The sequence below is a fragment of the Gordonia jinghuaiqii genome (assembly GCF_014041935.1).
Classification (GTDB): Bacteria; Actinomycetota; Actinomycetes; order Mycobacteriales; family Mycobacteriaceae; genus Gordonia; species Gordonia jinghuaiqii.
Genome location: NZ_CP059491.1, coordinates 766,468 through 785,843, shown reverse-complemented (window position 1 = coordinate 785,843; position 19,376 = coordinate 766,468). Strand labels below are relative to the sequence as shown.

General features: G+C 68.4%; 21 protein-coding genes and 1 tRNA gene. 10 read left to right on the top strand and 12 right to left on the bottom strand.

Annotated features, from left to right (window positions below):
• Window positions 1–16 precede the first annotated feature (16 nt).
• Window positions 17–370 (top strand): Fe-S protein, encoded by a 354-nt coding sequence (locus H1R19_RS03460; RefSeq protein ID WP_188329440.1) that lies wholly within the window; start codon window positions 17–19, stop codon window positions 368–370.
• A 38-nt stretch (window positions 371–408) separates the two neighbouring features.
• Here the strand turns inward: H1R19_RS03460 and H1R19_RS03455 are convergent.
• Window positions 409–483 (bottom strand) — tRNA-Thr (locus H1R19_RS03455).
• Between the two features lie 48 nt (window positions 484–531).
• Complete coding sequence (locus H1R19_RS03450; protein ID WP_188329434.1) at window positions 532–960, bottom strand: RidA family protein; 429 nt, start codon at window positions 958–960, stop codon at window positions 532–534.
• Window positions 961–1,113: 153 nt separating this feature from the next.
• On the opposite strand from H1R19_RS03450, the gene H1R19_RS03445 reads away from it, so the two are divergent.
• The 4 genes from H1R19_RS03445 to otsB all read left to right on the top strand — a co-directional run bounded on the left by H1R19_RS03445 (window position 1,114) and on the right by otsB (window position 5,276).
• On the top strand, window positions 1,114–2,568 hold the full coding sequence (locus tag H1R19_RS03445) for a threonine/serine exporter family protein (RefSeq protein WP_188329433.1): 1,455 nt from the start codon (window positions 1,114–1,116) through the stop codon (window positions 2,566–2,568).
• A 161-nt stretch (window positions 2,569–2,729) separates the two neighbouring features.
• Window positions 2,730–2,891 (top strand): hypothetical protein, encoded by a 162-nt coding sequence (locus H1R19_RS03440; RefSeq protein WP_188329432.1) that lies wholly within the window; start codon window positions 2,730–2,732, stop codon window positions 2,889–2,891.
• Window positions 2,892–2,919: 28 nt separating this feature from the next.
• Window positions 2,920–4,497, top strand: a complete 1,578-nt coding sequence (locus H1R19_RS03435; protein ID WP_188329431.1) for an alpha,alpha-trehalose-phosphate synthase (UDP-forming) — start codon at window positions 2,920–2,922, stop codon at window positions 4,495–4,497.
• Entirely contained in the window at window positions 4,494–5,276 is a 783-nt protein-coding gene (otsB, locus tag H1R19_RS03430) for a trehalose-phosphatase (protein WP_188329430.1), read from the top strand. Before H1R19_RS03435 ends, otsB begins: the two co-directional genes overlap by 4 nt.
• Here the strand turns inward: otsB and H1R19_RS03425 are convergent.
• Both H1R19_RS03425 and H1R19_RS03420 read right to left on the bottom strand, forming a co-directional pair.
• Window positions 5,263–6,069, bottom strand: coding sequence for a transglutaminase-like domain-containing protein (locus H1R19_RS03425; protein ID WP_188329429.1), 807 nt, complete (start codon window positions 6,067–6,069; stop codon window positions 5,263–5,265). The genes otsB and H1R19_RS03425 overlap by 14 nt on opposite strands.
• 58 nt (window positions 6,070–6,127) lie before the next feature.
• Entirely contained in the window at window positions 6,128–7,255 is a 1,128-nt protein-coding gene (locus H1R19_RS03420; protein WP_219850574.1) for an ROK family transcriptional regulator, read from the bottom strand.
• Window positions 7,256–7,330: 75 nt separating this feature from the next.
• On the opposite strand from H1R19_RS03420, the gene H1R19_RS03415 reads away from it, so the two are divergent.
• Window positions 7,331–8,095: an SDR family NAD(P)-dependent oxidoreductase gene (locus tag H1R19_RS03415; protein ID WP_188329427.1), complete on the top strand. Its 765-nt coding sequence runs from the start codon at window positions 7,331–7,333 to the stop codon at window positions 8,093–8,095.
• Window positions 8,096–8,124: 29 nt separating this feature from the next.
• On the opposite strand, the gene H1R19_RS03410 is transcribed toward H1R19_RS03415, so the two are convergent.
• Both H1R19_RS03410 and H1R19_RS03405 read right to left on the bottom strand, forming a co-directional pair.
• A complete protein-coding gene (locus H1R19_RS03410) occupies window positions 8,125–9,396 on the bottom strand; it encodes a L,D-transpeptidase (RefSeq protein ID WP_188329426.1) in 1,272 nt (423 codons plus the stop codon).
• Between the two features lie 50 nt (window positions 9,397–9,446).
• Window positions 9,447–10,055 (bottom strand): helix-turn-helix domain-containing protein, encoded by a 609-nt coding sequence (locus H1R19_RS03405; RefSeq protein WP_188329425.1) that lies wholly within the window; start codon window positions 10,053–10,055, stop codon window positions 9,447–9,449.
• Between the two features lie 48 nt (window positions 10,056–10,103).
• On the opposite strand from H1R19_RS03405, the gene H1R19_RS03400 reads away from it, so the two are divergent.
• Together H1R19_RS03400 and H1R19_RS03395 are read left to right on the top strand one after the other, a co-directional pair.
• Window positions 10,104–11,003 (top strand): class I SAM-dependent methyltransferase, encoded by a 900-nt coding sequence (locus H1R19_RS03400; protein WP_219850573.1) that lies wholly within the window; start codon window positions 10,104–10,106, stop codon window positions 11,001–11,003.
• Window positions 11,000–11,986 (top strand): NAD(P)/FAD-dependent oxidoreductase, encoded by a 987-nt coding sequence (locus tag H1R19_RS03395; protein WP_188329423.1) that lies wholly within the window; start codon window positions 11,000–11,002, stop codon window positions 11,984–11,986. Before H1R19_RS03400 ends, H1R19_RS03395 begins: the two co-directional genes overlap by 4 nt.
• 28 nt (window positions 11,987–12,014) lie before the next feature.
• Here H1R19_RS03395 and deoC read toward each other — a convergent pair whose 3' ends face one another.
• Window positions 12,015–12,692: a deoxyribose-phosphate aldolase gene (gene deoC, locus H1R19_RS03390; protein ID WP_188329422.1), complete on the bottom strand. Its 678-nt coding sequence runs from the start codon at window positions 12,690–12,692 to the stop codon at window positions 12,015–12,017.
• A 27-nt stretch (window positions 12,693–12,719) separates the two neighbouring features.
• Here deoC and purU point away from each other — a divergent pair, with 27 nt between their 5' ends.
• The gene (gene purU, locus H1R19_RS03385) at window positions 12,720–13,616 is read left to right on the top strand and encodes a formyltetrahydrofolate deformylase (protein WP_188329421.1); all 897 of its coding nucleotides are present in this window, start codon (window positions 12,720–12,722) and stop codon (window positions 13,614–13,616) included.
• Window positions 13,617–14,161: 545 nt separating this feature from the next.
• Here purU and H1R19_RS03380 read toward each other — a convergent pair.
• From H1R19_RS03380 to H1R19_RS03360, 5 genes are all read right to left on the bottom strand, one after another.
• Window positions 14,162–15,454, bottom strand: a complete 1,293-nt coding sequence (locus H1R19_RS03380; RefSeq protein ID WP_188329420.1) for a hypothetical protein — start codon at window positions 15,452–15,454, stop codon at window positions 14,162–14,164.
• Window positions 15,451–16,326 carry a carbon-nitrogen hydrolase family protein gene (locus tag H1R19_RS03375; RefSeq protein WP_188329419.1) on the bottom strand — a complete coding sequence of 292 codons (876 nt, stop codon included), beginning with the start codon at window positions 16,324–16,326 and terminating at the stop codon, window positions 15,451–15,453. The genes H1R19_RS03380 and H1R19_RS03375 overlap by 4 nt, the downstream gene beginning before the upstream one ends.
• Window positions 16,327–16,411: 85 nt before the next feature.
• Entirely contained in the window at window positions 16,412–17,104 is a 693-nt protein-coding gene (locus tag H1R19_RS03370; protein ID WP_244970856.1) for a class I SAM-dependent methyltransferase, read from the bottom strand.
• Window positions 17,105–17,190: 86 nt separating this feature from the next.
• On the bottom strand, window positions 17,191–17,703 hold the full coding sequence (locus tag H1R19_RS03365; protein WP_219850571.1) for a DUF2505 domain-containing protein: 513 nt from the start codon (window positions 17,701–17,703) through the stop codon (window positions 17,191–17,193).
• A gap of 9 nt (window positions 17,704–17,712) precedes the next feature.
• Complete coding sequence (locus H1R19_RS03360; protein WP_219850570.1) at window positions 17,713–18,219, bottom strand: DUF2505 domain-containing protein; 507 nt, start codon at window positions 18,217–18,219, stop codon at window positions 17,713–17,715.
• A gap of 38 nt (window positions 18,220–18,257) precedes the next feature.
• Between H1R19_RS03360 and H1R19_RS03355 the strand changes: the two genes are divergently transcribed.
• Window positions 18,258–19,352: a UDP-N-acetylmuramate dehydrogenase gene (locus tag H1R19_RS03355; RefSeq protein ID WP_219850569.1), complete on the top strand. Its 1,095-nt coding sequence runs from the start codon at window positions 18,258–18,260 to the stop codon at window positions 19,350–19,352.
• Window positions 19,353–19,376: the final 24 nt, after the last annotated feature.

The window sequence follows — 19,376 nt, the reverse complement described above, 5'->3', positions numbered from 1 at the left end:
GGGTAAGCTCTGCGCCATGGAAGTACTACGCAACGTCGTAATCCTGCTGCACATCGTCGGCTTCGCCGTGACCTTCGGCGCCTGGGTGACCCAACTGGTCGCACGCGAGTTCCGCTTCACCCGCGTGATGGACTACGGCATCCTGCTGTCGTTCCTGACCGGACTCGCCCTCGCCGCGCCGTGGCCGGCCGGGATCGACCTCAACTACCCGAAGATCGGGATCAAGCTGGTCATCCTCGTGGCCATCGGCGCGATGCTGGGAATCGGCAGTGCGCGTCAGAAGCGCACCGGCGAACCCGTCCCCCGCCCCCTGTTCTGGGCGGTGGGTGCGTTGTCGCTGCTGGCCGCGGGTCTCGCGGTCATCTGGTGACGCCGACGGCCGGGTCGCGAGCGACCCGGCCGTCGAGGTGGAGCCCCCTGTCAGGATTGAACTGACGACCGCTCGCTTACAAGGCGAGTGCTCTACCACTGAGCTAAGGAGGCGTGCGTGCGCGAGTATATCGACCGCGCACTCGGCTACCGGCCGCCGGGTCAGGCGGGAACCGCCGCCACCGCCTCGATCTCCACGAGCTGGTCGTCGTAGGCCAGCACCGAGACCCCCAGCAGACTCCCGGCGGGCCGGTGGTCGCCGAAGAACTCGGTCACCACATCCCAGGCGACCACCAGATCGGCCTGCAGATGTTCGGCGACGAACACCGTGACCTTGGCGACGTCGGCCAGCGAAGCGCCGGCCTCCGACAGTGCGGTTTCGAGGTTCACCATGCACTGCCGCGCCTGCTCGCTGACGTTGCCGGGCGCAACCGTGGCGCCGAACTCGTCCACGGGGGCGGCGCCGGCAGTGAAGATCAGGCTTCCCGGAGCCACCGTCGCGCTACGGGTGTGACCGTCGCGGGGGCCGTTGATCTGCACCGGCGATCCGGTCGGCCGGGCGGGGGAACTGACGTGTTCATCGGGGTTCATCGGTCCATCGTGCCCCAACCGCGGCGTCCACTCGTCATCGCCGGACGACCGGACGGCACCCTCGTACGAGGTGTCACGACCCCCTGTCAGGATTGATTCGTCCTCCCGCCTCCATCCCGAGGGGACACCTCACCACTGACAGAGGAGGTCTGCGTGCGCGAACGCCTCGGCCCTGTTCTTCGTCGACTCACCGGCACCCGGCAGGCGACGATCGACACGATCGAACCCGGCAGCATCATGGTGTCGCCGCGCAAACCGATCGAGCGGTTCGACGTCGCGGCGATCACCGAGGTCCTCGACCTCGCCACCAAGATCGGTGCGGTGCTTCTGGACTCGGGTACCGGCGCGATCGACACCCAGACGCAGATCAAGTTCGTCGCCGGGGTGTACGGCCTCGAGGACGTCGATGTGGACGTCACCTACAACACCATCGTGGTGAGCGCACGGCGCGGCGCGACGCTGCCGCCGATCACCACGATGGAGCAGGTGTACTACCGCTCGATGGACTTCACCCGGCTCGCCGAGGTCGACCGGGTGATCCGGAGTATCCGCGACTCGTTCATCAGCCCGTCCACCGCGCATCAGATGGTCGACGAGATCATCACCGCGCCGCACCCCTATCCCCACTGGGTGGCGACCGTTGCCTGGGGGATCATGGCGTCGGGCATCTCGGTGCTGCTCGGCGGCCAGTACCTCGTCGCCGCTCTCGCCTTCCTCACCACCGCCGTCATCGTCACGGTCAACCGCGGCCTCAACCGGATCGGCACCCCGGTCTTCTTCCAGCAGGTCGCCGGCGGGTTCATCGCCGTCGTCCCGGCCGCCCTGGTGTTCGGCGCAGCCGAGCAGCTCGGTGTGTCGATCGCGCCGTCGCAGGTCATCGCCGCAGGCATCGTCGTCCTGTTGTCGGGGTTGTCGCTGGTCGGCTCGGTGCAGGACGCCATCACCGGCGCACCGATCACCGGCGTCGCCCGATTCTTCGAGCTCCTGCTCATGACCGGCGGGATCATCGCCGGCGTCGGCATGGCCATCCGCATCCTCGAGGCCGGCGGCATCTTCTTGCCGACGATCACCACGACGACCAGCTTCGAGGTGGTCGAGCTTCCCATCCGGGTGATCGCCGGCGCGGTCGCGGCCTGCGCATACGCCCTGGCCAGCTATGCCGAGACCCGCGCCCTGTGGGTCGCGTTCCTCGGCGGCCTCATCGGTACGGCGGTCGCGGCGTCGGCCACCTTCACCGACGTCGGCGACGTCATCGCCAACGGTCTCGCCGCCGCCTTCGTGGGACTCGTCGGTGGTCTGCTCGCACGACGCGCACTCACCCCGCCGCTGGTCGTCGCGGTCGCGGGCATCACGCCGCTGCTGCCCGGCCTCGCGGTCTACCGCGGTCTGTACGGCATCCTCGGCGACCAGACGCTCGACGGCTTCACCTGGATAGCCAGCGCACTGGCCATCGGGTGCGCACTCGCAGCCGGTGTCACGCTCGGTGAGTTCATCGCGCGCTCGCTGCGCCGCCCGCAACTACCGCCGAAACCCGATTGGCGCCTGCGGCGACTCCTCATCCAGCGTGAGGGGCGCGAGGGCAGGCGTTGGCAGCCGCCGCGTCGCTGAGTGCCCGGGCCCAGGCAAGTCGATGTCCGGGTAGAATACGAAGTCGGGTGCGCCGTGGACACGGCCGCCCGCACCGCATGACCACCCGATCCGCACAGCCGAGTCAGCGCACCGCGGATCGGATCGCACCACATCGCAGCCGTACGACGAGGGGACAACCCATGCCCGCGAAGACCACCGACATCCCCGACGAAGAACTCGAACCGGTAGCCGACGAGACAGCCGCTTCGGCCCGCCGCGTCGTCGCCGCCTACGCGACCGACGCCGACGAGTGCCGGATGCTGTTCGCCATGCTGGGGATCGCACCGGGCGAGAACGCCTGACCCGGTGACCCGGCGACCGGTAGAGACCGTGGCCGACGCAACCCCCTCAGACTCCGCGGGCGAGGTACACCGGCCCGCTCATGACGGCGCCGAGTTCGTCGTCGTCGCGAACCGTCTGCCCGTCGACAAGGAAGTCCTTCCCGACGGCACGGTCAACTGGAAGCGCAGCCCGGGTGGGCTCGTGACCGCGCTCGAACCGATCCTGCGTGCCAACACCGGCGCGTGGGTCGGCTGGTCCGGCATCCCCGACTCCGACGACAACCCGGACGTCGAGGACATCGACATCCACCCGGTGCCCTTGTCGACGCAGGAGATCGCCGAGTACTACGAAGGCTTCTCCAACGCCACGCTGTGGCCGCTGTACCACGACGTCATCGTCAAGCCCGAGTACCACCGCGAGTGGTGGAACACCTACGTCGAGGTGAACCGTCGCTTCGCCGAGGCCGCGTCCAAGGCGGCCGGCGAGGGTGCGGTCGTGTGGGTGCAGGACTACCAGCTCCAACTCGTCCCCAAGATGCTGCGGATGCTGCGGCCCGATCTGAAGATCGGCTTCTTCCTGCACATCCCGTTCCCGCCGGTCGAGCTGTTCATGCAGCTGCCGTGGCGCACCGAGATCGTCGAGGGCCTGCTCGGCGCCGATCTCATCGGTTTCCACCTGCCCGGCGGTGCGCAGAACTTCCTCTTCCTCGCACGCCGGCTCGCGGGTCAGGCGACGAGCAAGGGCTCGGTGGGCGTGCGCTCCCGATTCGGCGTGGTGCAGGCCGGTTTCCGCACGGTGCGGGTGGGCGCGTTCCCCATCTCCATCGACTCCGGTGAACTCGCCGCCCTGGCCAAGACACGCAAGATCCGCGAGCGCGCCGCCGAGATCCGCAAGGAGCTGGGCAATCCGAAGACGATCCTGCTCGGCATCGACCGCCTCGACTACACCAAGGGCATCGACGTCCGGCTCCAGGCCATCTCGGAGATGCTCGCCGAGGAACGACTCGATCCCGCGAACACCGTGATGATCCAGCTCGCGACCCCGAGCCGCGAACGGGTCGAGAGTTACATCCAGATGCGGGCCGGCATCGAGCAACTGGTCGGCAACATCAACGGCACCTACTCCGCCACGGTGAGCCGGCCGGTGGTGCAGTATCTGCACCGGCCGGTCCCGCGCGATGAGCTGGTCGCGTTCTTCGTCGCCGCCGACGTCATGCTGGTGACCCCCCTGCGCGACGGCATGAACCTTGTCGCCAAGGAGTACGTGGCCTGCCGCAGCGACCTCGGCGGAGCACTGGTTCTCAGCGAATTCACCGGCGCCGCAGCCGAATTGCGCTCGGCGTACCAGGCAAATCCGTATGATCTCGAAGGCGTGAAGGATGCCATCGAGGCGGCCGTGACCCAGAGTGAGCACGAGGGCAGACGACGCATGCGTGCCTTGCGCCGGCAGGTCCTCACCCACGACGTCACCAAGTGGGCGCAGAGCTTCCTCGGCACACTCAGCGCCGACTCCGAGACCGAGCAATGGGCCAATCGCGGAGTGCACCTGGTGAATTCGGAAACGGGAGCGGACGCAGATCCTGGTTCGACGGACGTCGACGCCGAACTCGCCGACGAGAACGGATGAGCGACACCGGGATTCCCGACGGCCTGCGAGCTGCGCTCACCTCGGTGGCGCGTGTCCCCCGCCTGCTGGTCGCGTCGGACTACGACGGGTGTGTCTCGCCGATCGTGTCGCGCCCCGAGGACGCCGTCCCCAACCCGGCCTCCGTCGCCGCTCTCGTCGCGGCGGCGGAGTTACCCGACACCGCCGTGGCCGTCGTCTCCGGCCGCGAGCGCGCGGTCCTGGCCGGCCTGTCCGGGCTCGTCGCACCGGTGACCCTGGTCGGGAGTCACGGCAGCGAGTTCGAGTCGGGCTTCGCCGTCGAGGTCACCGACTCCGCACGCGCACTGCTGACGCAACTGATCGATGAATTGGACTCCATCGCAGCCGATTTCCCAGGGACGACGGTCGAGGTCAAGCCGGCGAGCACGGTGCTGCACGTACGCAACGCCTCCCCCGCCGATGGCGACACCGCACTCGAACGCGTGCGCACCGGCCCGGCGTCGAAGCCGGGTGTGCACATCACCGAGGGCAAGTCCGTCATCGAACTCGCCGTGATCGAGACCAGCAAGGGACATGCGCTCGACACCCTGCGCGAGCGTCTCGACTGCGACGCCGTGATCTACCTCGGCGACGACGTCACCGACGAGAAGGCCTTCGCACATCTGCACCCGGAGACCGGCGACGTCGGCATCAAGGTCGGAGCCGGTACCAGCGCCGCACAGTTCCGCATCGAGGACACCGACGACGTCGCGTCGGTTCTCGAGTTCGTGGTCGCCGAGCGGGCCGCTAGCCGAGCTTGACGCGCATACTGCCGTCGTCGTAGGGCAGGTTGCCGCGCACCGTGGCGGTGACCTCGTAGGAGTTCAGCGAGATCGAGCCGCGATGGTTGTCGAGGAACGCGGTGTCGGCGGCGTCGCGGCCGGTCGAGATCCGCACGAGGCTCTGTCGCGGAGCCAGCCCGGTCGCGTCCACGGCCACCCACTCACCGTCGACGATCGCCTCGGCGACGGCATGGAAGTCCATCGGCGAACAGCCCGGCGCGTACACCGCGACGAGACGGGCCGGGATGTTGAGTGCACGCAGCAGCGCGACGACGAGGTGCGCGTAGTCCCGGCACACACCGGCGCCGGCCAGCAGCGTGTCGGCCGCACCGTCGATGGGGTCGCTGGTGCCGGGGATGTAGCTGAGCCGATTCGAGACGAACTCCGCCACCTGATTGAGGATCTCGCCGTCGGACAGCGAGAAGTCGAACTGCCCGGCGGCGAAGCCGAAGAACTTGTCACATTCGGCGTATCGACTGGGCCGCAGATATATCGAACGGTCGGTGACGTCCACCGGCAACGGATCGGCAGGCGTCAGGACCGACGCCCAGTAGTCGATCGTCAGCAGACCGCGGTCGAGTCGGAGTCGATGAATCCGGGAACCGTGGGGCGCGATGATCTCCTCCGGGGTCAACGACCGCCCGTCGAACTCGATCTTGAGTTCTTCCTCCACCCGCAGGCCGGGCAGCTTTGCCACCGCGATCTGCATTTCCAGTTCGGTCGGGTCGTCGACCCTGACCTCGAGTCGCGCGGACACATCGCGTGGCGTCATGGGTATCACCGTAGGGGATACTTGCGCCGGTGGCAGCCTCAGGTGTGCGCCGACGCCGCTACAGGGTCGCGACCGCCGCGACCGGGTCCGCATAGATGACGCTGAGCGCCACCACGATCGCCGCACTCTCCTGCACGCGCACACCGAATCTCGACGGCGCGATCTCCAACGGCCAGGTCAGGGTGGTCGCCTCGTCGAAGGCGGCCTGTACCGGCGCGAGACCCCGCGGATGCGCGGCGAAGGCATCGCCGGCCACGACGATGGTGTCGGGGTTGATCACGTCGCGGATCAGCGCGACGGCCTCGCCCAGCACACGGGCACGCTCGTCGACGATGCGCGAGTCCGCCGGGTCGATGCCCAGGCGCCGGGCGGCCGCCTCCGCGGCATCGTCGCCGATCACGTTCTGCAAGCGGACCCGCGCGAGGCCGGGAGCGAGGACCGGCGCGGATACCGGCAGGTGCGCGATGGTGCCCGCTCCGCGTTCGGGGACATGCACCCGGCCCTCGAGAGTCATTGCCATACCGGCGGTTTCGCGAGCGTAGAAGAACAGCCCCGATCCGGTGTCGTCCCGGGGGTGGGTGAGCAGCAACTCGGCGGCGGCCATCGCCTCGACGTGCTCACAGACCGATACCGGAGTGCCGAGGCGGGCCGCAAGCGTTGCGCCCACCGGGAGTTGATGCCAGCCCAGGACACGGTGATTCACCACACCGGTCTCGGCATCGACGGCCCCGCCCGTGGCGACGCCGCCCCACAGCAGGCGGCGTCCGCCGAAGCGCGCGACGAGCTCGGCGAGGAGCCCGCAGAGGTGTGCGAGCGCCTCCTGCTGGTCGCCGGTCGGGGTGAGGACCGCATGGCTGTGCAGGGTCCGCCCGCCGAGGTCGGCGATGGCCAGAACAGTTCGCCGGGCACCGATGTGCATCCCGGCCACACACAGCGAGTCATGATCGATCGTGAGCGGGTTCTTCGGCCTGCCAATCGATTTGGGGCCGACCAGATCGGGCCTCTCGGCGACCAGCCCCTGCGCGGCGAGTGCGTGGACCTGACGGTTGATGGTGGCCGGGGACAGCCCCGTCGCCGAAGCGAGTTGATCCCGTGTCACCGGCCCGCCGACCCGGATCGCGTGCAACACCGCGGCCGCCGGAGTGGACGTCAGTTGCAGCGCCGCCGGGATCACTCCCCCTCGCATGGGACGAATGTAGCAGTGCAGGTGCGGCCACCGAGGCGACGTGGAGTCGCCGATGACGAGTCGTAGAGTGAGCCCATGAGCCCAGACACCGCTTCGCAGCCGACCGAATCCCGACCCATCGCCGTGGTGACCGGCGCCAGCTCCGGCATCGGTGCGGCAACCGCGCGTCAGCTCGCCCGGCAGGGCTATCACGTGGTGGTCGGCGCACGCCGCGTCGATCGGGTGGAGGCGCTGGCCGCCGAGATCGGCGGTACGGGCAGGCAACTCGACGTCACCGACGAGGCGTCGGTCGCCGCTTTCGTCGAGGGCCTCGACACCGTCGCAGTGCTGGTGAACAACGCCGGCGGCGCCAAGGGTCTCGACCCGGTCGCCACCGCCGACCTCGACGACTGGCGCTGGATGTGGGAGACGAACGTGCTGGGCAGTCTCCGGCTCACCAAAGCGCTCATCCCGGCGCTCATCGCCTCGGGTGACGGGCTGATCGTCGCGATCACCTCAGTCGCCGCGCTCGAGGTCTACGACAACGGCGCCGGCTACACCTCAGCCAAGCACGCGCAGGCGATCACCCACCGCACCTTGCGCTACGAGCTGCTCGGCAAGCCGGTCCGGCTCACCGAGATCGCACCCGGCATGGTCGAGACGGACTTCTCGCTCGTGCGCTTCGAGGGCGACCGGGAACGCGCCGACGCCGTGTATGAGGGGCTCACCCCGCTGACCGCCGACGACGTCGCCGAGGTCATCGGATTCGTGGCGTCACGCCCCCCGCACGTCAACCTCGACCAGATCGTCCTCAAGCCGCGCGACCAGGCATCGGCCCGCCGCAACATCAAGACCGGCTGACCCCGGGAGCCGGCGAGAGTCTCGAAGGGTCAGCGTGGCGCGGGTGCGTTGGACGTCGGTGCGTTGGACGTCGGGGCGCCGCGGGGTGTCGCCGGCACCGACGACTCGCGTACCTCACCCTTGATCGCCGACATCCCCTGCCAGGTCTCCCAGTCGAAGATCCAGTCGTAGATGTCGCCGTCGGCCTCCGACAACGGGATTCGTGTCCCGGTGACCTCGACGGGGTCGCCGTAGATCGCCTCCCGGAAGTAGCGTTCGGCGTCGGCCTCGGACAGGTTGATGCAGCCGTTGGTGACGTTCGCGGCGCCCTGGACGTTCACGGTCGCGGGGTTGGCGTGGATGAACTCACCGTTGTTGGAGATGCGCACGGCCCAGCGCTCCCGGATGTTGAAGTAGCCCGCCGCCGGGTTGCTCATGAAGAACTCTTCGTACTTCTCGGTCACCACGTGGATTCCGGAGCGGGTGACGTTGCGGTCGAGGTCACCGCCGCCGTAGCTGCACGGCAACGACATGAGCTCCGCACCGTCGCGGAGCACCACGATGCGGTGCGAGGACTCCACGGCCTTCACCACCTGTGCGCGGCCGATGGAGAAATCACTGGTCACGTCGGCGGCGCCGTAGGCTCCCCCGCCGTGATCGAGCCCATAGAGCTTGGCCACCATGTTGACCTTGGTGCCGGGCGCGAAGTACTCGCGCGGACGCCAGTGGACCCGCGATCCGTTGTCCTCCCCCAGCCACGCCCAGGAACCCTCGGTCGGCGGGGTCGTGGTGACGGTCAGCGCGCGTTCGACCGCCGCTTTGTCCTCGACGGTCCCGTTGAACTTCAGGATGAGCGGCGCCGCGATGCCGACCTCCTGGCCGTCGCCGATGTTGACCACGACGTTGAGCTGGCTCGACGGTTCCAGGGTGGTGAAGGTCCCGGCCACGGGGACGACCTTGCCGTCGGTGCCCACCGCGGTGCCGCTCCAGGTGTAGTCGGTGCCGTAGCCCAGGGGTTCGCCGATGGTGTAGGTGGTGCGGTCCGGTGAGAGTGCGCCCTCGACCACCACACCGCGCGGGTTCGTCAGCTTCACGTCGGGATTGAGGAATCCGTCGTCGGCCCGGACCGAGATCTCGGCGATCGGGCTCGGCGCCTCGGCGTCGAGAGCGGGAGTGAAGGTGAGGCGGACGGTCGGGTCGGCGGGCTTGTCCTCGCCCGGTCCGGTGCCGGATCCCGCACAGGCCGCGACCGCGACCCCGAGCACGCCGACTCCGGCCGCGGCGAGCACGGAGCGTCGGTTCACCGAGGTCTGAGGGTTCATCACCGCATCAACCCTACCGACCGGCGGGGCACCTCTTCCCGGTGTGCGCATCAGACGTCGTCGTGTGCGGAAGGACCATCCGCGCTGCCCGGTCTCGCGGCCCCGGTGGGCACGTGCGCGCGCTCACCGGCGTGATCCATGATCGACAGCACCTCCGCCGGTCCCTCGTACGCGCAGATCGCATGCGGGATCATCGTGGAGAACTCCGCGGCATCACCTTCGGGCACGACGATCGTACGGTCGCCCAGCCAGAGTCTCACCGTCCCCGACAGCACGGTGAACCACTCCCAGCCCGGGTGGACACGCAGCTCCCCGACCGGCTCCTCCCGCTCGAAACGCATCTTCGCGACGGTCACCCCCTGCGGGGTGTTCTCCCTGGACAGCAACCACATGGTCATGCCCTCGACGGTGTGCGGCTGCGGCCGGATGACCACATCGGTGTCGTCGGCCGGTTCCACCAGCTGGTCCAGGGTGGTCCCCAGGGCGCGTGCGATCGGCACGAGCTGATCCAGCGCGACGCGCCGGTGACCGGTCTCGATCCGGCTCAGAGTCGACGGTGACAGGTAGCACCGGGCGGCGAGAGCGTCGAGCGTCCAGCCCTTAGCCACCCGGAGTCCACGAATGCGCTGGCGTACAACCACATCCAGTTCTTGCGTCATAGGCAAGAGGGTATGCCAATACCGCATCATCGCACTACTGTCGGGTCCATGACCCAGGCTCACCGGCACACAACCCATCAGCACGGCACCCACGCGCACGGGGATCATGCACACCTCGCGTCCGTGCTCGACCTCGACGCCGAACTCCTCGGCAGTCATATCGACGACGCGGCCACACTCATCGAGTCCGCACTCGGGCGCACCCCGGCCCACATCGTCGATCTCGGCGCGGGGACCGGCACCGGCACCGAGGTGCTCGCCCGAAGGTTCCCGCACGCCCGGCTCACCGCCGTCGACAGCTCGCCCGAGATGACCGCACTCATCGAGCAGCGGGCCCGCACCGCGGGTTTCTCCTCGCGCCTGGCCACCGTCGTCGCCGACCTCGACGACGGGTTGCCCCAGGTCGCCTCACCCGATGTGGCGTGGGCGGCCATGTCGCTGCATCACGTCGCGGATCCGATGAGTCTGCTGCGGGAGATCGCGGCGGCGGTCGGTCCGGACGGCGTCGTCGCGATCGTCGAGATGGCGGGCGTACCGCAATTCCTGAGCGGCGTGGAGGACGACGCTCTCCGCGCCCTCGAGGACCGTTGTCATTCCGCCTCGGCGACGGCCGGCTGGGAGGCCCTCGTAGACTGGACGGACGCGCTCGACGATGCCGGTTATGACGTGCTCCGCCACGAGACCATCCACGTCGAGCGCGACGGCCCGAGCCAGGCGGTCGCGCAGTACGCACGGCATTGGTTCGGCCAGTATCGGCACCGCTTGGCCGATGACCTCGAACCTGCCGACCTGACCCTCATCGACGAACTGGTCGACCCCGCCAGACCCGCGGCGTTGCACCGGCGCGACGACCTGACCCTGCGCGCCGGGCGTCTGATCTGGATTGCCCGACCTCGGCCCGCCGAGACGCGCCCCGCCACCACCGATTCCCGGAACGAGGCATCATGACCGCACTTGACTCACGCGAAACCTCCACCACCACAACCGATTACGACGTAGCGATCGTCGGCGGCGGGGCCGCCGGCCTCAGCGCCGCAACCGTGCTCGCCCGATCACTGCGCAAGGTCGTCGTCATCGACGCGGGGCAACCGCGCAACGGCCCGGCCGCGGGTGCGCACAACGTGTTGGGCCAGGAGGGCATCGCACCGGCCGAGCTGCTGGCCCGAGGCCGCGCGGAGGCAACCGGTTACGGTGCCGAGATCCGCTCCGGCACCGTCGTCGACGCGCGCCGTGACCCCGACGAGGAGGCCGATCGTTTCACGCTGGGTCTCGCCGGAGGCGAGACGGTGAGTGCGCGGCGGCTGATTCTCGCGACGGGTCTCGTCGACGAGCTCCCCGAGATCCCCGGCGTCGCCGAACTGTGGGGTGGCGACGTGCTGCACTGCCCCTACTGCCACGGCTACGAGGTTCGCGGCACACGGATCGCGGTGATCGCGACCAGGCCGATGTCGGCGCATCAGGCACTCATGTTCAGGCAGCTCAGTGACCAGGTCACGGTCATCGCACATGACCCCGACGCCCTGTCGGACGAGGATCGCGCGCATTTCGACGCGGTCGGCATCGACGTCGTCGACCAGCCGGTCGAGCGAGTCCGCACCCGCGGCGAGACCACCCCCTCCCTCGACGGTGTGCTCCTGACCGACGGCACGGTGCACGACGCCGATGCGGTGGTCGTGTCGCCCCGATTCGCCGTGCGCGGCGACCTCTACCTGCAGCTGGGTGGCACGCTCACCGACGGCCCGATGGGCGGATCGATCGAGACCGGACCGATGGGCGAGACCGAACTACCCGGCGTGTGGGCCGTCGGCAACAGCACCACCGTGCACGCGATGGTGACGGTGGCGATGGGCGAGGGAGTGTCCGCGGGCGCGGCGGCCAACGCCAGCCTGGTGTCGGCCGAACTCGAGGCGAAGGTCGCCGCTCTGGCATGAGGCGTGCAGCGTCGGCCCCTCCGGCGAGCTACTCGGGAAACCCGTCGAGGACGGTGGCCGATGCCGAGAGCCCGAGACGGGTGGCGCCGGCGGCGATCAGTTCGGCCGCGAACCCGGCGGTCCGGATGCCCCCGCTCGCCTTGACCCCCACGCGGGCACCGACCGCGGCGCGCATCAGCGCCACGGCCTCCACACTCGCGCCGCCCGCGGGATGAAAGCCGGTCGACGTCTTCACCATCGACGCGCCCGCCTGCTCGGCTCGCCGGCACACCTGCGTGACCGTGTCGGGACCGGCGAGCTGCAGCAGCGCGGCCGATTCGATGATGACCTTCAGCAGCGTCGAGTCCCCGATCGCCTCGCGGACGGTGAGTACGTCGGCGAACACCTCGTCGTAGCGACCGTCCACGGCGGCGCCGACGTCGATGACCATGTCGATCTCGTGCGCCCCGGAGTCCACGGCAAGACGCGCCTCGGCGGCCTTGACCAGCGAATGGTGTTTACCGGAGGGGAAACCCGCGACGACGCATGTCCGCTGTTCTCCGGTGTCGATCGGCAGCATCGACGGCGACAGACAGACCGCGAACACGCCGAGCCGGGCGGCTTCGGCGACGGTGGCCTCGGCGTCGGCCCGGGTGGCCTCGGGCTTGAGGAGGGTGTGGTCGATGAGCGCAGCGACGTCGCTACGCCGTAGGTCCTTGTTCGTCACACCGACGAGCTTGGCACACTGACAGTCGTGGCCACCGGACAGACGACCTCGACAGACCAGACCGAGCACCGCTATGTGTTGACGCTCGGCTGCCCAGACCAGACGGGCATCGTCGCCCGGATATCGACCTTCCTCACCGACATCGGCGGCTGGATCACCGAGGCGGCATATCACTCCGACGAGGAGACCGGGTGGTTCTTCACCCGCCAGGCGATCCGCACGGATTCGGTGTCGCTGAGCGCGACCGAACTCCGGGCGAGATTCGCCGCCGAGGTCGCCGCGGAGCTCGGCGACGAGACCGAGTGGCGGCTGACCGATTCGCGGGAGACCAAATCCGCGGTGTTGCTGGTGAGCAAGGAAACCCACTGCCTCATCGACCTTCTCGGACGCGCACACCGCGGCGAGCTACCCGCGACCATCCGGGCGGTCATCGGCAACCACCGCGAACTCGAAGATCTGTCGACGCGTTTCGGTGTCCCTTTCCACCACGTTCCTTTCGCCTCCGAGCGCAAGGCCGAGGCCTTTGCCGAGCTCGGGCGGATCGTGGAGGGTTATCGACCCGACGCCGTGGTGTTGGCCCGGTTCATGCAGATCCTGCCACCGCAGTTGTGCGACGCCTGGGCCGGCCGCGCGATCAACATCCACCACAGCTTTCTGCCGAGTTTCATCGGCGCCCGGCCGTATCATCAGGCTTTCGCGCGGGGCGTGAAGCTGATCGGCGCCACCTGCCATTACGTCACCGCCGACCTCGACGCCGGGCCGATCATCGAGCAGGACGTGATTCGCGTCGACCACAGCGATTCCGTCGCCGACATGGTCCGACAGGGCCGCGACATCGAGACTCTCGTCCTCTCCCGCGGCCTGCGCTGGCATCTCGAAGACCGCGTCCTCGTGCACGGACGAAAGACCGTGATCTTCAACTGAGGCAAAGCAAGCCGCCCCGCAACAGAGGTTGCGGGGCGGCTCGAGGAATCCGTTGACTACGTGGTCGGGGGGGTCTCCTCGGACCCTCCGCCGAGCGAGCCGGTGACCAGGTCGCCGAGGATCTCTTCGATGGCTCCGGTGATGCCGCCTTCGATGATGTCTGCCATGGGTTTGTCCCTTCGTCAGTGGTGAGATTGTTCGTGTAACACCGTCCGCTCTCACCCGGGGCGTCGGCTCGTATCCGACGTTACCCATTCTTTTCGAAAATGTCCGCCCGAATGCGACGTTATTTTCCAAACAATCATTAATTGAACACTAATGATTGTCGTGAATGCGCAGATAACGGCTACATATTCGATTGAACCGCACCCGGAAAATAGAACTCCAAACAAGCGCTATTGCATCGAGAATGCAACGTTGCGCATCGCCAAGGGTATTCGACGGTGCCCGGAAAACGCTTCAGCGGTGGGTATCGCCGCGCGATACCCACCGCTGAATCGGAGAACGTGGACCGGCTACCCGACCACATGGGCCCAGTCGGCTGGTCAGATGGAGCAGCCGCCCTCGTTCGACGACGAGCCGGTCATCTCGTTGGTCAGCTGGACGTCCGAACCGCTGATCGCGAACTCGAGGCCGGTGTCGGTGACCTTGAGTCCGTCGACCTGCACCTCGTCGAAGAACGGTCCGAGCGCCGACGTCGTCACCTGGTCGACGATCTGCTGTGCGAAGTCCGGCGGGATACCGAAGACCAGCGCACTGGCCTTCTCGACCTTGAACTCCACCCGGCCGTCGGGAGTGTTTATCGGTTTGACGGTCGCCGAGACAGGCACCGAGAAGAACATCACCGGGAACGAGGCCTGCACCTCGAAGGTGCCGTCGGCGGCATTGCCGGTGATCTGATCGACTGCGACACTGCCGCCGCCCCCGACGCCACCGCCCTCGCTGCCGCCGGAGGACTGTCCCGATGCGGCCGCCTGTTCCTTGCTCAGCTCGATGATCCGCTCGAACGGGATGAAGCCGTTGCCTGTCAGCGTGCGGATGTCGGTGGTGTTGTCGGTGCTCGAGATCCCGTCGGCACGCATGTGCAGGCGCACGCCCGCGGCACTGTCGTCGGTGTCGACCTGGACGAAGGGGATGTCCCCGGTCCCCTGCAGCAGGATCGGCTTGCGGCTCACCTCGACCGAGGTGGGGACTCCCGTCAGACCGCTGAACGACTCCTCGAGACAGCCCGTCACCTTGTTCCGCAGGTACAGCTCGCTGCCCACCGCGCCGATGACCACGAGCAACAGCACGCCGACGAGACTGAAGGCCACGATCTTCGCCGTACTCCGCTTCTTGCGCGGCGAGGTGATGACCGGACCGCCCGCCGGGGCGTCGATCGGCCCGGACTCGATGGGCCCGGATGCGAACGGCTCCTCGCCGGGTCGGAACTGAGACGTGCCGGGCGCCCCCAGTCCGTGGCCGCCCAGGTCGGTGGTGTCCGCCTCCGACGGGGGAACCTTCGAATACGCCTGTGCGCCCGGAGCGATCGGCGTCGTCGGGAACTGTTCGGTGGCCGACGGCTCCGCACCCGGGACCGGCCGCCACTCTTCTCCCGGCCTACCGCCTGCGCCGCCCTGCGTGTCTGGAGCGTTCGGGGCGTCTGCAGCATTGGGGGCTGCTGCGGCACTCGGGGTGTCTGCGGCGGCGTCGTCCCTCGGAGTCTCCCCGGCTGGAGGGTCGATGCGCTCGGTGTCGCCCGCGGGTTTTTCCCTGCGCTCGGTCTCGCCAGAAGGCGTGTTCCCGGCAGGTGTGTCCCCGGAAGGAGAATCGGGGCGGGGGGTGTCGTTGTCGCTCATGGATTCCGTCCTCGGTCTTCGGACTCGCGGGGCCGCGCGCCGGTTGGGGGCACGTCGGTGTCCACCGCTGCGCCGGCCGGCAGGTGTCGCTCGTTGGCGAGGACTGCCAGCTGCGTACGGGCCTTTTCGACCAGTTCTAGGTCGAGGTCGTGAACGTCTACCCGGATGCTCTCCGGGTAGACGGCGACCAACGTACCGAATGGGTCTGTGATTTGGCTGTGTCCGATGCCTGTTGGCGCGCCGGATGATGCGACCTCGTCGTCAGTGGGAAGCGCCTGGTCGACAGCCACGACGAACGTCGTCGAATCCAGCGCGCGTGCAGCCGAGAGCAGCTCCCACTGCCGGAGCTTACCGGGGCCCGCCCCCCATGACGTCGGTACGACGACGACGTCGGCGCCCATTCGGGCGAGATTGGTGAACAACGCCGGGAATCGGATGTCGTAGCAGGTGGCGACACCGACGGTGGCGCCGCCGACCTCGAAGGTGACCAGTTCCGAGCCCGCCGCGACGTTCTTGGACTCCGTGAATCCGAAGGCGTCGTAGAGGTGGATCTTGTGGTAGCCCTGCCGTGTCCCGTCCGGATGCGCGATGACGACGGTGTTCCGCACGCGGCCGTCATCCGACGGGGTGAACATCCCGGCCACGACGGTGACCTCCGCCGACGCCGCCACCTCCGAGACACCACGCGCCCACGGCCCGTCGAGGTCCTCGGCGACGGGCTTCAGCGGCACCCCGAATCGGCACATCGTGGCCTCCGGGAACACCACCAGCTCGGCACCTCGCGACGCGGCCTCCTCGGTTGCCGTACGCAGCGTCGCCAGATTGACAGCCGGGTCGTCGGTGGAACTGATCTGGGCCATTGCCACACGCATAGCGCAACAATAATGCCCCGCACGAGAGGCGAACCGGCACCGGGTCGAACCGGCACGGCCGAACAGACACTGGGCCGCAGGCTCCCTACGGCGCGACGACGTCCCACGGGACGGTCAGGACGTTGTCCGCCATCCGCCGGCGCGACACCGCACAGTCGACGCCCCGCTGCCGCAGCAGCCCCTGCGCATGGCGCCACCGGGCACGCGGGCCGTAGGGGGCCAGCGGTGCGGCTGAATCCCAGCACTGGTCGGCCACGCTCAACAGGTCATGAATTCGCTCGCCGGTCACATTGCGGTGGATGAGGGCCTTGGGCAGCCGCTCGGCCAGGTCCGAGGGGCGCCCGGCATGTTCCGGCGACCAGCTCAGTGTCAGGCTGACGGGGCCGTCGGCGTCGAGCAGGACCCACGCGCACCGCCGGCCGATCTCGTCGCAGGTGCCCTCGACGATCACCCCTCCGGGTGCGAGCGCAGCGCGCATCCGCGCCCACGCCGCGTCGACCTCGTGCTCGTCGTACTGTCGCAGCACATTGAACGCCCGGACCACGCGGGGCGCGAGCCCGCCGAGTTCGAATCCACCGAGCGCGAACCGCACACCTGCACGCGGTTCGACGACGCGGTCAGGATCGATTTCCAGACCCACCATCTCCAGGTCGGGGTTCACTCTGCGCAGCCAGCCCGCCATCTCGACGGTCGTGTCGGGACGGGCGCCGTAACCGAGATCGACGACCAGGGGGCGAGGGCCGTCGAGCGCGCGCACCACGGCGGGCTCGTGCGCCATCCACCGGTCCACCCGCCGGAGGCGGTTGATGTTCGTGGTGCCGCGCGTCACCCTGCCGATCGGCCGAGCCGACCGAACCGCGCGACTCACAAGTTCTTGTCGATCCAGTCCTTGGCGTACTCGGCCTCGGCGCGGAACAGATCGACCAGGTTGATCAGGATCATCTGCTCGAGCTTGCCGTTGACGAACGGGACGAAGACCTTGGCCTCGCTGGTCTTGCGGATGGTGCAGCCGCCGTTGTCGGTGGGGAACAGTTCCTGCCACCCGTTGAGGCTGCCCGGACCCGCGGGGATCGACGCGTTGTAGGTGCCCTTGGTGTTGTCCGCGTCGAACGGACCCAAGGTCTCCTCACGCGTGATGACCATGTCTTTCATCATCACCGACTGCGCGAGCGGTGGCAGCTGGTCGCGGCCGATGGTCTGCTTCAGAACCACCCGGACCCCGGTCTCGTCGGAGGTGAAGGAGGCCACCTCGCAATGCGGCGAGATCATCTGGAAACCCGCCATCATGTCGTCCCAGTACTGCTTGATGCTGTGCGCCTGGTAGAGCTTCTCCGCCGGATGCGAGTAGCGAGCGGAGTAGCTGAGCCGTCGTGCCATGCTGACAGGCTACGTCAGCGGATTTTCGGCCTCCCAATCGACGGTGTGTCCGCGCTCGGCGTCGAGCAGACCGGACAGCTCGCTGACCACCGCCTTCTCGATCTTGCCGCCGAACATCGGCAGGTTCACCGACACCTCGGCGTCGTACTGGGTGGTCGCCGGATCACCCGCGGTGATCACCGTGCCGTTCACGTTCACCGGCACCGGGGCGCCGTCGACGGTGGCGTGGATCTCGCCCTCGATCTTGTCGCCGACCAGGCGATATGTGTTCTTCCGCGGAATCCCGAGGTCACCGGGCATGATCTTGGTGACAGCCGAGGGCAGCTTGTCCGAGGGGATGCCCTGCTGCATCTGGACGGTCACCGTGTCGCCGTCGATGGTCACCTTCTCGACGTGCCCGTGACCGGCGTTCATCCGCTCCACCAGGTCATGCCAGTACTGCTCGTTGGTGTAGATCGCCCACAGTCGCGCGGTGGAGAAGGGATAGGACACCGAGTGCTGCAGCTTGCTCGCCATGACGTGCACGCTACCGGCCGCCGGTTAACGTCTACTACGTGACCGACACGCAGGCGCCGCTGAGCGCGCCCCTCGCCGAGCTGACCACCCTGCGCCTGGGCGGGCCCGCCCGCGAGATCGTCCGTTGCGAGGACACCCGCGGCATCGTCGAGACCATCATGGAACTCGACGAGCAGTCCGAGCCGGTCCTGCTCATCGGTGGCGGGTCCAACCTCGTGATCTCCGACGACGGGTTCGACGGCACCGCGGTCGTCCTGGCGAGCGGCCGCGTCGAGTTCGGGTCGGGTCGCGAATCCGGCCGCACCCATGTGGTCGCCGACGCCGGCGTGGGCTGGGACGAGCTCGTCGCCGCGACCGTCGACGCCGGTTACGGCGGACTCGAATGCCTCTCCGGAATTCCGGGCGCCGCCGGTGCGACACCGGTACAGAATGTCGGGGCCTACGGCGTCGAGGTCGCCGACGTCCTCCGGTCGGTTCAGGTCCTCGACCGCCGGTCGGGCAACCTGCGCTGGGTGGCCCCCGGCGAACTCGGACTCGGCTATCGAACCAGTAATCTCAAGCACCGCAACGATTTCGTGGTGGTCGCGGTGTCGTTCTGGCTCAACGACGACCGCACCAGCCAGCCGATCCGCTACCGCGAACTCGCGACCCGGGTGGGCGTGGAACCGGGCGATCGGGTCGACGCCGCCGGCGCGCGGGAGGCCGTTCTGGGGCTGCGGCGCGGCAAGGGCATGGTCCTCGACGCCGACGACTTCGACACCTGGAGTGCCGGTTCGTTTTTCACCAACCCCATCATCGCGGGTGACGACGCGCCGGCCGTTCTCGAGCGCATCGCGGCGCGCGTCGGAGACGACGTGGCCGTTCCGACCTATCCGGTCTCTTCCGATGACACCCCGACGTCGATCAAGCTGTCAGCCGGGTGGCTGATCGAGCGTGCCGGGTTCGGCCGGGGCTATCCCGGACTCGACGCGCCGGTCCGCCTGTCGACCAAACACACTCTGGCATTGACCAATCGGGGATCGGCCACCACCGCACAGCTGCTCGACCTCGCGCGCGAGGTACGCGACGGCGTCGTCGACGCCTTCGGGGTGACCCTGCATCCCGAGCCGGTCCTGGTCAACTGTTCCCTCTGACCCGAGCCGACGGTTCGACACCCG